This is a genomic window from Pseudomonas sp. 31 R 17, from assembly GCF_900004915.1.
Taxonomy (GTDB): domain Bacteria; phylum Pseudomonadota; class Gammaproteobacteria; order Pseudomonadales; family Pseudomonadaceae; genus Aquipseudomonas; species Aquipseudomonas orientalis_A.
In genome coordinates, this window is the sequence record NZ_CVTN01000084.1 from 77324 (window position 1) to 90207 (window position 12884).

The following is a 12884-nucleotide window of genomic DNA, read 5'->3' on the forward strand; positions in this document are numbered from 1 at the left end:
CCGCCGATATAAATGGCGTCGGCGCCATGCAAGATAGCCTCGCGCGCGATGGCAACGTCGCGGGCAGGGCTGAGCAATTCCAGGTGATGCTTGGGCAAGGACATAGTTTTTTTAGTCAGGCTTGTCACGGTCGAGGCGCGCATTGTAGCTGTGAAATGCCTGAGCGGCATCTACCACAGGGCTGTGAGGGCAGCATGTCACCAATGGGAACCTGATGGGGAACTGAGGGCCGATCAGGATTTTGTGTCGATCCCGGGCCAAATGTGGAGGGGGCTTGCTCCCGATGGCGGCCTCAGGGCCGACCAGGATGTTGGATTGGACCGAGTACATATCCGTTGCTGCGGTAACGGCTGCAATGGGTTCCGCTTTTACAGCGGCTCACTTTTGAAAAGCGCAAAAGTAAGCAAAATGCTCTTGCCCCACCACTCGGCACCTCGCTTAGGCTCGGTGTGCCCTCTCTCCGGCTTGAATCCGTGGGCCGCCGCAATGGGCCATCCCTGGCCCAGTGCGGCTAACCCGGCGTCCTGCCGGGTTGCCCACGGATTCAAGCCTGCGTTCGGCCAGCGTGGTTTAACGGGGCGCCTTAGATCGAGATCAAAAGCCAGATCAAGAGCGACTCGCTTCGCATCGTGGTTAGGGTTGGGCGCTTCGGGGTAAGCCCCCTCTCACATTTGCTACAGCATCCCCAGGTATCAGGCCTTGGCGGCCATCGCGGTGACTTCAACCCGCATGCCTTTGACCGCCAGTTCGGCAACGCCCACCGCAGCTCGTACCGGCCAGGGCTTGGCGAAAAAGCGTTTGTACACGTCGTTGAACGCGGCGCGGTCAGCCATGTCGGTGAGGTAGATGGTCAGGTGCATCACCCGGTCCATGGAGCTGCCGGCTTTTTCCAGGGCGACTTTCAGGGCTTGCAGGGTGCATTCGCTTTGCGCCGTGATATCGCCCAGTTCCAGGCTGCCGTCCGCGTGGGTCGGGATCTGGGTGGACACCAGGATGCCGTTGAAACCGATCACGTCGGATGAGATGGATCCTGCATCCGGATCAGGGGTGAACTGCAGATCGTGGTTTGCCATGAAAACCTCTCGTGTAGGGCGTAAACGTTGCCGCGCAGTCTAACCATTGAGGACCTGCGGGTCACGGTAGCCTCCAGCAGTTTTTTTGACGTCAAAAAAGAAAATTCCGTACCGGGTAAAGTCGCTCAAAGCCGCGCCGATAGCGAGTTAGAGACTGATTCTCTGCACGCTGAGGGCGACATCATGTTCAACACGAAACTCAAACAAGAACTGGCGGCCAGGACGGTCGAAGTCGATGAGTACAAAGGACTGATTGCTGCGCTCGAACGCTCCATGGCCGTCGTCGAGTTCGACCTCAACGGCAAGGTGTTGCGTGCCAACGATAACTTTCTGAATTCCCTGGGCTACAGCCGCGACCAATTGGCCGGCAAGACCCATCGCGATTTTTGCTTTCCAGCCCTCACCGGCAGCCCGGCCTACGCTCAGTTGTGGAGCGACCTGCGCGCCGGCAAGTTTGTCTCCGGCACCTTCAAGCGCATGCATAGCAGCGGCGCGACCATTTGGCTGGAGGCCAGCTATAACCCGCTGTTGGATGAGCGCGGGCAGGTGCTGAAGGTGGTCAAGTACGCGCTGGATGTCACCGCCAAGGTCGAGCAGGAAGCCGCCACCCGCAGCAAACTCGTTGCACTGGACCGGGCGATGGCAGTTATCGAGTTCGATTTGAGCGGCCAGGTACTGGACGCCAATACCAACTTCCAGCAGGTGATGGGCTATTCGCTGGCGGAACTCAAAGGCAAGCACCACCGTCTGTTTTGCGAGCCTAGCCTGATCAACAGCAGTGAATACGCCGATTTCTGGCGACGTTTGAACAACGGTGAGTTTTTCACCGGTCAGTTCAAACGACTCGGCAAACACGGCCGGGTCGTGTGGCTGGAGGCCAGTTACAACCCGGTCTACGACGGCGACGGCAAGTTGATCAAGATCGTCAAGTTCGCCAGCGATATCACCGAGCGCGTGGAGAAGTTCGAGGAGGACTCGCGGGGAGCGTCGCGGGCTTATCATATTTCATCGGAGACCGAACGCTTTGCCGAGCACGGCACTCAGGTCATCCAGGACACTGCCACCGAGATGCGCCGCATTGCCGATAATATCGGCGCCTCGGCGCGGCTGGTAGGGCAGTTGGGCGATCGCTCCGAGCAGATCACCGCGATCGTCAACACCATTCGTGGGATTGCCGACCAGACCAACCTGTTGGCGCTTAACGCGGCCATCGAGGCTGCACGCGCCGGTGATCAGGGACGCGGCTTTGCGGTGGTGGCCGATGAGGTCAGGCAACTGGCGGGGCGTACCAGCCGCTCCACTGCGGAAATCGCTGAGATGATCGGCATGATCCTGACCGAAACCCGGGATGCCGTGAGCAGCATGAACGCCACCCAGGAAGGCGCGCAGCGCGGGGTGAACCTGGCCGATCAGGCCGGATCGGTGATTTTGCAGATCCGCACCAGCACCAGCGATGCGGTGCAGGCGGTGAGCATGTTTGCGTCCAAGCTGGACGAGTCGGAGGTTATTCCCAAGGCCGCAGTGGGCTGGGTGGGTTGATGCTGATCCATTAAAAGCGCGCCCCGGTGCTGATCGCCAGGACCAGCACCGGCGCGGTGGTTACTCTTTCACATCCATGAACTCTTCAGCCCACGCCACGTAGCTTTCCGGCAATGTGTAGGTGTGGGTCAACTCCGTGGCACTGAGGTTGGAGGTGCTGTGGGTGAGTTGGCGTTGCGCACGCAGGCTGTCGTAAGTGGCCTTGATCGCGGCAAAGTAGGCGCCATGGCCGGCCACCACAATACGCACGCCCAGACTGGCCAGGCGCTCGCTGTCATGCAGCTGCGGGTTGCCGTAGGTCACCAGCATCAGCGGTACCGTGAGCTTTTCGGCGATTTTTTCCAGATGGTCGAAGTCTTTGACGCCGACCATGCAGATCCCGTCGGCACCGGCCTTTTCATAGGCCCGGGTGCGGGCGATCACGTCTTCGGTGGGCAATACGCCGGCGTTGGTGCGGGCAATGATCGACAGTTCAGGGTCGACACGCGCTTCGAGGGCCGCCTTGACCTTGCCGATGCCTTCCTCGACGGAGATCAGATCCGTGGATTTACGCCCGAATTGCGCAGGCAGCAGGGTATCTTCGATGGTCAGCGCCGCAACGCCGGCGCGTTCCAGTTCTTCAACCGTGCGCATCACGTTGAGGGCGTTGCCGTAGCCATGGTCGGCGTCGGCAATGAACGGCAACTGCGCGACACGGCCGATACGGGTGGCCTGCTCGACGAACTCACTCAGGGTAATCAACGCGAAATCGGGTGCCGCCAGTACCTGCAGGGAGGCGACGGAGCCGCCGAGGATACCGACCTCAAAGCCCAGGTCAGCCGCGATACGCGCGGACATGGGGTCGAAAACCGAGGCGGTTTCGACACAGATTGGCTTGGCAAGCAGTTCGCGGAAGTTGCGGCGCAGCGCTGAGTGAGAAATCTTGGGCATGTTCTTTCCTGGCTTTGGTCATCGTCAAGTGACGATCAATGTCTATTCGTGGTGGCGCGAGATTACCACGGGACGGGCAGGGGTTTATGACGTTTGAAGGCATGGGATGTGGTTTGGATGTGGTTTGACTGCCCCGTTTTGCACAACTGCTGTGCGGCGTTGGCGATTCATTCACTGGCGCGCGATGCCTATAGTTCATCCACCGGCGCAGTGCTCGACAGTGCCGTGCACACCAGCCCAAGACTGAGGTAAGCCTGATGAACCGTGAATTCGATCCCGCCCTGAGTGCCATCAACCAAGTGGACGCCGAGTACTTCGAGTACAGCAAGGCGGCCAATCCCATCAGTGCCAATCTCATCACGCGCATTCCCTACCACAGCTTTCCCGCCGCGCTGTACGACAGCGGCCCCTCGCGCGTGGTACCGCTGGACCTCAGCGACGCATTGGGCTGTGAAGGCCCGGCGACCGGTCCGGGGCTGTGCGCGAACTTCATGCGGCTTAATCGCGGCGATACGCTCACCTTGCACCCCAATGCCACTTCGCAGGTGTTCTACGTGATCGCCGGAGCGGGCCGTGCGGTTCAGGGCGAGTCCACGATTGAGTGGTCCAAGGGCTGCTTTATCGCGCTGCCCGGCCGGCAGGAGGCGCAGTTCAGCGCCAGCCAGGACGCGCGTCTCTACTATGTGCACGATGAACCGTTGTTGCGTTACCTGGGCGTGACAGCCAGCGCCGATCGCTTCACGCCTACCTTGTACCCGGCGGCACTGGCCAACGCCAAGCTGCGCGAAGCCGCCGATGATCCGCGTGCCCAGGACCGCAGCCGCATCAGTATCCTGCTGGGCAACCGCAACTTTCCCCAAACCCGCACCGTGACGCACGTGCTGTGGGCGATGTATGGAATCCTGCCGGCCGGGTCGGTGCAAAAGCCTCACCGGCATCAGTCGATTGCCCTGGATTTCATCATTGACTGCCCGCCGGGTTGCTACTCCCTGGTGGGCACCGAGCTGGAGCCGGACGGGCAGATTCGCAATCCGGTGCGGGTCGACTGGGCGCCTGGCCTGGCCTTCGTGACGCCGCCAGGGTATTGGCATGCGCACTTCAACGAGTCCGACACCGAGGCGTTCCTGATTCCGATCCAGGACGCGGGGCTGCAAACCTACCTGCGTGCCCTGGATATTCGCTTCAGCTGAGTCAGTGCCAGTCCGGCGTCTCGCCCAGGCGCTCGACGATAAAGTCGATAAAACAGCGGACCTTGGACGACACGATGCGCTTGGGCGGGTAGACGAACCACACGGCAAACGCTTGTTCGACGCCCTGGACGCGCCATTGCGGCAGCCACACCACCAACTCGCCGGCCTTGAGGCTGCGAGCCACCAGCCAGTCCGGCAACAGCGCGAACCCCAATCCCTGGCGCGCGGCGATCAATTGCGCGTCCAGGTCATTAATCCGGATGCAGTCACCATGCACCAACGACGCTACGCGGCTGTCGGCGACGAAGGTGATATCGCTTACGGCACTTGTGCCCAGTACCGCAGGCACACTGGCAAGATCGGTCGGCGTCGAGGGCGGCGGGTGCTGCATGGCGAATGCCGGACTGACCACCAGGCGGTAGTGGCCGTCGCAGAGTTTGCGCGCTTTCAGCGTGGAATCGGCCAGCGCGCCAATGCGGATGGCCAGATCGACGCCGGCGTGAATCAGGTTGACCTGGGCGTTATCCAGCACCAGCTCGACGCCGATCTGCGGGTAGCGCAGGCGAAAGTCGTTCAAGGCCGGGAGGATATGGTGACGGGCAAAGGCCGGCGGCAGGTTGAGCTTCAATAACCCGCGCGGCTGTTGGTTCAGCGCCGACGTCGCCGCTTTGGCGTGTTCAAGTTCATCGAGCACCCTGCGGGCGTGCATCAGGAACGTCTGGCCCCCTTCGGTCAGGTGCAGGGTACGTGTGGAGCGGTTGAACAGCGCGATGCCCAGGTCCTGCTCAAGGTCCTTCACGTAGCGTGAAACGGTGGAGGCCTTGATGCCCAGGCGTTCGGCTGCGCGGGAAAAGTTGTTGCCTTCGGCGGCTTCGACGAAGGCGGTCAGGGCGGCGAAATAATCCAAGGTAGGCCTCAGGGGCAGGGCGGGCAGAGGTGCAGGTTGTGGAGGTTTGCCGCGTGCTGTCAACAGCCAACTGACAGTGGAGATACCCTGTGGGAGGGGCGGTGCGACGATTCGACTTGCCCCCGATGGCGGCCTCTGGGCCGACCAGGATGCTGGATCAGACTGAGCACATATCCGTTTCTGCGGTAACGGCTGCTAATGGTTCCGCTTTTACAGCGGCTCACTTTTGAAAAGCGCAAAAGTAAGCAAAACGCTCTTGCCCCACCACTCGGCACCTCGCTTGGGCTCGGTGTGCCCGAACGCAGGCTTGAATCCGTGGGCCGCCGCAATGGGCCATCCATGGCCCAGTGCGGCTAACCCGGCGTCCTGCCGGGTTGCCCACGGATTCAAGCCTGCGTTCGGCCAGCGTGGTTTAACGGGGCGCCTGAGATCAAAAGCAGATCAAGATCAAGAGCGACTCGCTTCGCATCGTGGTTACGGTTGCGGCGTTTTTCAAGGTAGTTGTCGCGTCCACCGTCGCGCTACGCGACTTTTATTACCACGGTCAGCTCCCTTTCAGGGTTCAGATACACCGTCCCGATAGGGTTCCAGTTGCGTGTCTCTCCTGACCATCGTTCCGGTCTTTTCTCTCTGGCCTGCCGGTATGTCGCATCTCGATGAGCCAAGATTTCTCGGTCTTTTCCTTCATGACGTTGAGCCGGTGTTACGAAACGGATCCGGCTATGACGGTGCACGGTGTTGTACCAGGTCATAAAATCCCTCACCCAGATACGCGCATCTTCCAGGCTGGTAAACCCCGCCTGTGGCCACTGCGGGCAGTATTTCAGCGTCCTGAACAGTGATTCCGAGTACGGGTTGTCGTTGCTAACCCGTGGTCGACCGCGAGACGGCGTGATGCCCAGGTCATACATCTTGGTCAGTAACGTCACCGATTTCATCGGTGCTCCGTTGTCCGAGTGAAGCACCAGCGGCTGGCGCCAACACTTCTCCTGAGTCACGCTTCGTTGCAGCAACGCTGCTGCCTTTTCCCCGCTCTCTGCTTCATAAACTTCCCAGCCCACGGCTTTTCGGCTGTAGATGTCTTCGATCAGATAGAGGTAGTAAAATTTCCCACGAACCGGGGACGGCAGGTAGGTGATGTCCCACGACCATACCTGGTTAGCTGAAGTCGCTGCGTAAGTGGTCGGTGCCTCATGGCGATGCGGCCGCTTGGCTCTGGACCGGTGATGCTGCTGACCTGCCGCATGCAGCACACGATAAAAAGTCGACTCCGAGGCTACATATCTTCCTTCATCGGCCAATTGCGGCACGATCTGGCTTGGCGGGAGGTGCGCATAGGCTTTGCTGTTGCACAGGGTCACGATGTCTTGTCGTTCAAGCTCACTGAGTGCGTTACTCGGTATCGGCCTTAGCGTCGTCGTGCGTCCATCTGCCAAGAGTTCTTGCGGCAAGCTCCAACGTTGCAGCGTCCTCAGTGAAATGCCTACCTCCTGACAAGCAGGCGCCCTGCGGGCGCCCGCCAGAATGGCTTCATTAAGCCAATCAACGAGTAAATACCGTTCTGGCAACAAGGTCAGTTGGCCTCGTCGTCGCTCCCCCAGTAGGCATTGAGCTTTTTTCGTAGTACCAGTAAGGCCGCTGTTTCAGCCAGAGCTGCATCTTTGCGGCGCAGCTCACGCTCAAGTTCACGGATACGATTTTTATCATCCCGTGACTGTCCGGAGGTTGCAGTTTTCGCGGTTGACTGTTTCGTGCTGCCGGCAATAAAAGCGTTACGCCAATCGGTTATTTGCTCGGGAAAAATACCTTTTCGTCGGCAGTACTCACCGATCTCCAGTTCCGATAGCAAACCTGTTTCTATGATGATCGCCAGCTTGGACTCGGCGGACCAATTTTCGGCCGGTTGCTTGGCATCGGACAATTTCGTTCCTCTGGCGGCAGCTTGTTTGCGCCAATAATGGAGAGACATATCGCTGCAACCCTCGCGCCGGGCGACCTCCGCCGCCGAGAGACTCAGGGGCGGAAGCATCATTTTCAGCAGCGCAGCTTTACGTTCTTCTGAATAGAAAGGCATGACCATACTCTTGCCGCCCCCGGAATGCTTTTGAAAAAGCGGGGGACACGACAACTACCCTGACACCGGGGGGTTGGGTGCTACGGTCTGGAAAGTTGTGTAGTTACCTATGCTCCGATAGCAGTCAGTCAGGCACCGATGTGCAAGCTGACACACTGCAATCGGGGGCAAGCCCCTCCCACATTTGAACCGAGGCGTTATCAAGGGGATATAGGGGCGCTGGCCGGGAAGGTTTCTTCGATAGCCTCATCAAGCTGGCTATCGCTGACCGCGCGGTGCTGCACCTTCACACGCGACTCGCAATGGCATTCGGCATTCGGGCACGGCTGTCCGGGCGCCGATCGCACGATCAACATCGGTCCGATAGACTGAGTTCGGCAATGCGGGAGCAGTGGCCTGGCTAACTGAGCCCCTGCTCGGCAAAAACAGCGACGAGCCATTCCATGAAAGCGCGCACTTTGGGCGAGCGGTATTTGCGGTCAGTGAGAAGCAGCGAGACAGGTTTGGGAACGGTGTGCAGATCCGGCAGAATTTCAATCAGTTCGCCCGACGCGATATGCGGCTGCAGCGAGGGACGCAAGCCCTGCACGATACCCAACCCCGCCAGGCCGCAGCAGAGGAAGGCTTGCGAGTCATCGACCACGATGCCGCTTTTCAACGTCACCGACAGGCTTTCACCGCCGATTTGAAACCTCCAGGGCATGATTTGCTGGCGATGATCAATCAGGAAGTTGACCGCAAGGTGATCGGACAACGCTTCAAAAGTGGTGGGGGTACCGTACTGTTCGAGGTAGGAGGGCGCGGCGCAGGTGACCATGGGCACGGTGCCGATTCGTTTGGCAATCAGGCTCGACGAGTCAAGTTCCCCTAGCCGAACGGCGCAGTCTACGCCCTGCGCGATCAAGTCAACCTGGTGATCCGAAGACCCGAGAATCAACTCGATTTCTGGGTAGAGAGCCCGGAACTGTGGAAGGGAAGGGATGATAAATGCCTTGGCGAGGGTCACCGGAACATCCACCCTGAGCTTTCCCCGGGCAGGTCGATCCGGTGAGAACCACGCCACGGTATCAGACAGATCGGCCAGCAGTTGCTTGCATCGATCGTAGAACTCCTCCCCCTCAGGCGTCACGTGGATCTTGCGCGTCGTGCGATGCAAAAGCTGGACGTTGAGTTCCTGTTCAAGATTCTGAATCGCTTTGGAAAGCGCGGGCCGGTGAAGCCTCAGCGACTCGGCGGCGCGGGTATAGCTGCCTTGCTCAACCACGGCCACGTAAATTTCCATCGCCTCGATCATGTTCATTGTCAGGCCTTTGATTAAACCGTTACGTGAGTGAACTCGATTGTAATTGGATTGATAACAATCTTGTGCTTCAAGGGCTGTTTATCCAGCGTCACGGGAGAGAAACAATGCCTCCAGCCTGGGCACACCGAATTTGTCGGGACGCCCCACATTGCTTGGAGTAAAAATATGAGAGCTTGGCTGCTGCAGGATTTTGGTCTTGAAAATCTGAAACAGGGCGAGACCCAAACGCCCACCCCCAAGGCCGGTGAGCTGCTGGTCAAAGTCGGTGCTGTCTCCCTCAATTTTCGCGACAAGGCAATTGTGGACGGGATCTATGAGCCGCACATGGTTCCCAAGCCGCTGATACCTGTCAGCGACGCAGCGGGCACTGTCGTGGCAGTGGGCGAGGGCGTCAGCCGATTCGCAGTAGGCGACCGTGTCAACTCGCACCTGTACTCGCGCTGGATAGACGGCATGCCTGCCCACGACGAACCAGACTACTGCTTCGGCTCACCACTGCCGGGTGGGCTGGCTGAATTCATGATCATCCATCAAGACAGTGCAGTGCGTGCCCCCGATGGCATGAGTGACGAAGAAGCCTCGACCCTTCCCATCGCGGCCTTGACCGCATGGTACTCGCTGGTGGACTTCGGCCAGATTGAAGCTGGCCAGAGCGTGCTGGTGCAAGGCACAGGAGGCGTGTCCATCTTCGCCGCACAAATCGCCATGGCGCTGGGTGCCAAGGTCATCGTCACCTCCAGCCGTGATGAAAACCTTGATGCAGTCATCAAGCTGGGCGCGGTCGCCGGCGTCAACTACCGCAAAACACCTGACTGGGCCGCTGAAGTATTGAAACTCACCGACGGCAAGGGCGTAGACCTGCTTCTGGAAGTCGCCGGCGGCGAGGGTATCAACGACTCCGTCCAGGCAACCAAAGTGGGCGGCCGCATTGCCCAGATTGGCTTCCTGACCGGACAAACGGCTAACCTGAACTTAATGCCACTGATCTTCCGCCAAACCACCATTCGTGGCATTGCAGTTGCTCCTCGCGCGTCATTTGATCGGATGAATGCGTTTCTCGACACCCATCACATCCGGCCGGTGATCGACCATGTCTACCCGTTTGAACAGGCGCGTGAGGCCTACGAGCACTTGGCACGCGGCCCATTCGGCAAGGTTGTTATCAAGGTCAGCTAAAATATAGTGACCGGCGAGGCTCGTCATTGATCCTGATCAGGTGTCCTTGCCGGCCCGCTCTGTAACCTCAGGCCTCCATTCAAGACCAGGGACGGTTCAACGCGCGTCCCTGGTCGCGCATCTCAAGGACGAGTCAGCCATGCGATCAGTGAAGATCCTTTTATTATCATCGGCATTCAACGGTTTGACCCAGCGGGCCTGGCTGGATTTGCGCCAGGCGGGTCATGACCCCAGTGTTGTCGTGTTCACGGATGAAGCCACGGTGTGTCGGCAGGTTGAAGACTCAGGCGCGGACCTGGTGATCTGCCCGTTTCTGAAGGACCGTGTGCCCCGGCAACTGTGGAGCAATCCGCAGCGCCCGGTGGTGATCATCCATCCGGGCATTGTCGGCGACCGTGGCGCCAGTGCGCTGGACTGGGCCATCACCCGGCAGGTCGGCCGCTGGGGTGTCACGGCGCTGCAGGCGGTCGAGGAAATGGATGCCGGGCCGGTCTGGTCGACCTGTGAGTTCGACATGCCCGCCGATGTGCGCAAATCCGAGTTGTACAACGGTGCGGTGAGTGACGCCGCGATGGTGTGCATCCGCGACGTGGTGGAAAAGTTCGCCAAGGCTTTCGTGCCTGTGCCGCTCGACTACACGCGAGCCGACGTTGTCGGGCGTTTGCAGCCGAACATGACCCAGGCTGACCGCACCTTCAGTTGGTTCGATTGTGCAGCCTTCATCAAACGCAGCATCGACGCCGCCGATGGCCAGCCCGGTGTGTTGGCCAGCCTCCAGGGCGGGCAATATTACTTGTACGACGCGCACCTGGATTCACGCCAGGGGACACCGGGGGAAATCCTTGCGGTACAGGACGACGCCGTGCTGGTGGCTGCCGGGGATCACAGCGTCTGGATCGGCTCGCTCAAACGCAAGGCCCAGCCAGGGGAAGAGACTTTCAAGCGGCCGGCGCGGCATGTCCTGGCCGACGGCCTGCTTGGTATTCCGGTGCTCGATAGCGCCATCGCCCGCCAGGCGTTCAATCCGCAGGCCTATCAACCGATTCGCTACCGGGAGTTCGGTCACGTCGGCGAACTGACGTTTGAGTTCTACAACGGTGCCATGAGCACTGAACAATGCCAGCGGCTGGTGGCTGCGTTGGAATGGGCCAAGGGGCGAGACACCCAGGTGTTGTTGATCAAGGGCGGTCGCGGCAGTTTTTCCAATGGGGTTCACCTTAACGTCATTCAGGCTGCCGAGGTGCCGGGGCTGGAAGCCTGGGCCAACATTCAAGCCATCGACGATGTCTGCCAGGCGCTTCTGACCGTCAGGCAACTGGTGATCAGCGGCCTGACCGGCAGTGCGGGCGCAGGCGGCGTCATGCTTGCGCTGGCTGCCGATATCGTATTGGCACGCGAAGGCGTGGTGCTGAACCCCCATTACAAAAGCATGGGACTGTACGGTTCCGAATACTGGACCTACAGCCTGCCACGGGCCGTCGGCAGTGAAGTCGCGCACAGGCTCACCGAAGAGTGCCTGCCCATCAGTGCCCTCCAGGCCCGGCACTATGGAATGATCCAGGACATCGGCCCCCGTTGCCCACACGCCTTCGGCCTGTGGCTCGCGCAACAAGCCGGCAGCGCGCTGACCGATGAGCGATACCTGCTTGCACGCACCCGTAAAGCCACGATGGAGATCGAACAGGTTGAGCGCTGTCGCGAACGGGAGTTGGCGCAGATGCAGTTGGACATGGTGCAAGACCGCCAACAATTTGCGCAAAAGTGCCGCAACTTCGTACTCAAGCGCAAAACCTGCCAGACCCCGCAGCGCCTGATCGCGGCATGGGCGTTGAGGTTCGAGACCGAGTTGCCGGAAAGCCCGAAAGGGCTGGCGGGATAAGCCAGTCGCGATGCTATGCTTGGCGTTTGGCAACAGGATGGCAAGGGAGCTATGAGTCGCCCGCTGTTCATTTCGCTGGACGGGCCCAAGGGCACCGGCAAGACCACGCTGCTGGAGGCGGTGACGGCAGCGCTGAGGGCCAATCATAAAAAGGTCGTCAGGCTGTGCGAAAAAAACAGCGATCCCTACCGGGGCGAAACCATGGGACTGGTCAACCAGCTCGTGCGACATCCCGACCCGGCACTGGAGTGGGCGGTGTGTGAGCGGTTTGCCGACAGCCGTGGCTGGATTTCCAGGCACGTGCTGCCTGAACAGCCCTCTGACAGCATCATCCTGATCGACCGCTGGTATCCGTCCGACGCGGCCTTTCGCCGGCTGATTCCGTTTGCGCAGATTTTACAGCTGAACCTCGACCGTCAGGTGCAGGTGCCGGACCTGCATGTCGGGGTTGTCACCGACGCGCACATCTCATGGGCGAGGGCGGCGGCACGACGGCGTGGGCTGAACAGTACGGTGCTGCACACGCTGGAAGAACATGCCGCCTGCACCCATGCGTTTGAGCGGGCGGTTGCCGATCACGGTTGGGTTTTATGCCGCAATGAGGGATCGATCGAGGAGGCGACGAGGCAGGTGGTTTGCGCGATAGAAAATCTGCCGAGTGGGCGCCAGCACGGGGGCCTTCAGGGTAACGCTGAAGCCTAGCTCAAATCATGCAGATCTGGATCCGACGTGTCATTTGGAACGACCCACTCTGCCTGTAAGTCTACCTGTATCTACTCATGGCTAAGGTACAGCGCAATGGATAAGACAATC

At 59.9% G+C, this 12884-nt stretch carries 9 protein-coding genes and 2 pseudogenes; 6 read left to right on the top strand and 5 right to left on the bottom strand.

The annotated features are described in order from the left end of the window. Positions 1 to 692 precede the first annotated feature (692 nt). Positions 693 to 1073 carry a RidA family protein gene (locus BFP89_RS25065; RefSeq protein WP_065888137.1) on the bottom strand — a complete coding sequence of 127 codons (381 nt, stop codon included), beginning with the start codon at positions 1071 to 1073 and terminating at the stop codon, positions 693 to 695. Positions 1074 to 1256: 183 nt separating this feature from the next. Here BFP89_RS25065 and BFP89_RS29820 point away from each other — a divergent pair. Both BFP89_RS29820 and BFP89_RS29825 read left to right on the top strand, forming a co-directional pair. Continuing rightward, positions 1257 to 2024: pseudogene (locus tag BFP89_RS29820) on the top strand (PAS domain-containing protein); the annotation flags it as partial. A 111-nt stretch (positions 2025 to 2135) separates the two neighbouring features. Next, a pseudogene (locus BFP89_RS29825) lies at positions 2136 to 2612 on the top strand (methyl-accepting chemotaxis protein); the annotation flags it as partial. A 60-nt stretch (positions 2613 to 2672) separates the two neighbouring features. On the opposite strand, the gene BFP89_RS25075 reads toward BFP89_RS29825, so the two are convergent. Continuing rightward, positions 2673 to 3542, bottom strand: a complete 870-nt coding sequence (locus BFP89_RS25075; protein WP_065888139.1) for an isocitrate lyase/PEP mutase family protein — start codon at positions 3540 to 3542, stop codon at positions 2673 to 2675. 257 nt (positions 3543 to 3799) lie between these two features. Here BFP89_RS25075 and BFP89_RS25080 point away from each other — a divergent pair, with 257 nt between their 5' ends. Further along, positions 3800 to 4732 carry a cupin gene (locus BFP89_RS25080; RefSeq protein ID WP_065888140.1) on the top strand — a complete coding sequence of 311 codons (933 nt, stop codon included), beginning with the start codon at positions 3800 to 3802 and terminating at the stop codon, positions 4730 to 4732. A gap of 1 nt (position 4733) precedes the next feature. Here BFP89_RS25080 and BFP89_RS25085 read toward each other — a convergent pair whose 3' ends face one another. The 3 genes from BFP89_RS25085 to BFP89_RS25100 form a co-directional block, all read right to left on the bottom strand. Next, positions 4734 to 5639 carry a LysR family transcriptional regulator gene (locus BFP89_RS25085; RefSeq protein WP_065888141.1) on the bottom strand — a complete coding sequence of 302 codons (906 nt, stop codon included), beginning with the start codon at positions 5637 to 5639 and terminating at the stop codon, positions 4734 to 4736. Positions 5640 to 6160: 521 nt separating this feature from the next. Beyond that, a protein-coding gene (locus BFP89_RS25090) for an IS3 family transposase (protein WP_218061323.1) occupies positions 6161 to 7713 on the bottom strand; the annotation gives its coding sequence in 2 pieces (ribosomal slippage) (positions 6161 to 7251 and positions 7251 to 7713; 1554 coding nt in all). Between the two features lie 400 nt (positions 7714 to 8113). Continuing rightward, a complete protein-coding gene (locus BFP89_RS25100) occupies positions 8114 to 9013 on the bottom strand; it encodes a LysR family transcriptional regulator (protein ID WP_065888144.1) in 900 nt (299 codons plus the stop codon). 168 nt (positions 9014 to 9181) lie between these two features. On the opposite strand from BFP89_RS25100, the gene BFP89_RS25105 reads away from it, so the two are divergent. The 3 genes from BFP89_RS25105 to BFP89_RS25115 all read left to right on the top strand — a co-directional run bounded on the left by BFP89_RS25105 (position 9182) and on the right by BFP89_RS25115 (position 12773). Beyond that, positions 9182 to 10192 (top strand): zinc-dependent alcohol dehydrogenase family protein, encoded by a 1011-nt coding sequence (locus BFP89_RS25105; RefSeq protein ID WP_065888145.1) that lies wholly within the window; start codon positions 9182 to 9184, stop codon positions 10190 to 10192. 139 nt (positions 10193 to 10331) lie between these two features. After that, entirely contained in the window at positions 10332 to 12071 is a 1740-nt protein-coding gene (locus BFP89_RS25110; protein ID WP_065888146.1) for a hydrogenase maturation protein, read from the top strand. A 51-nt stretch (positions 12072 to 12122) separates the two neighbouring features. Beyond that, positions 12123 to 12773, top strand: coding sequence for a dTMP kinase (locus tag BFP89_RS25115; RefSeq protein ID WP_065888147.1), 651 nt, complete (start codon positions 12123 to 12125; stop codon positions 12771 to 12773). Positions 12774 to 12884: the final 111 nt, after the last annotated feature.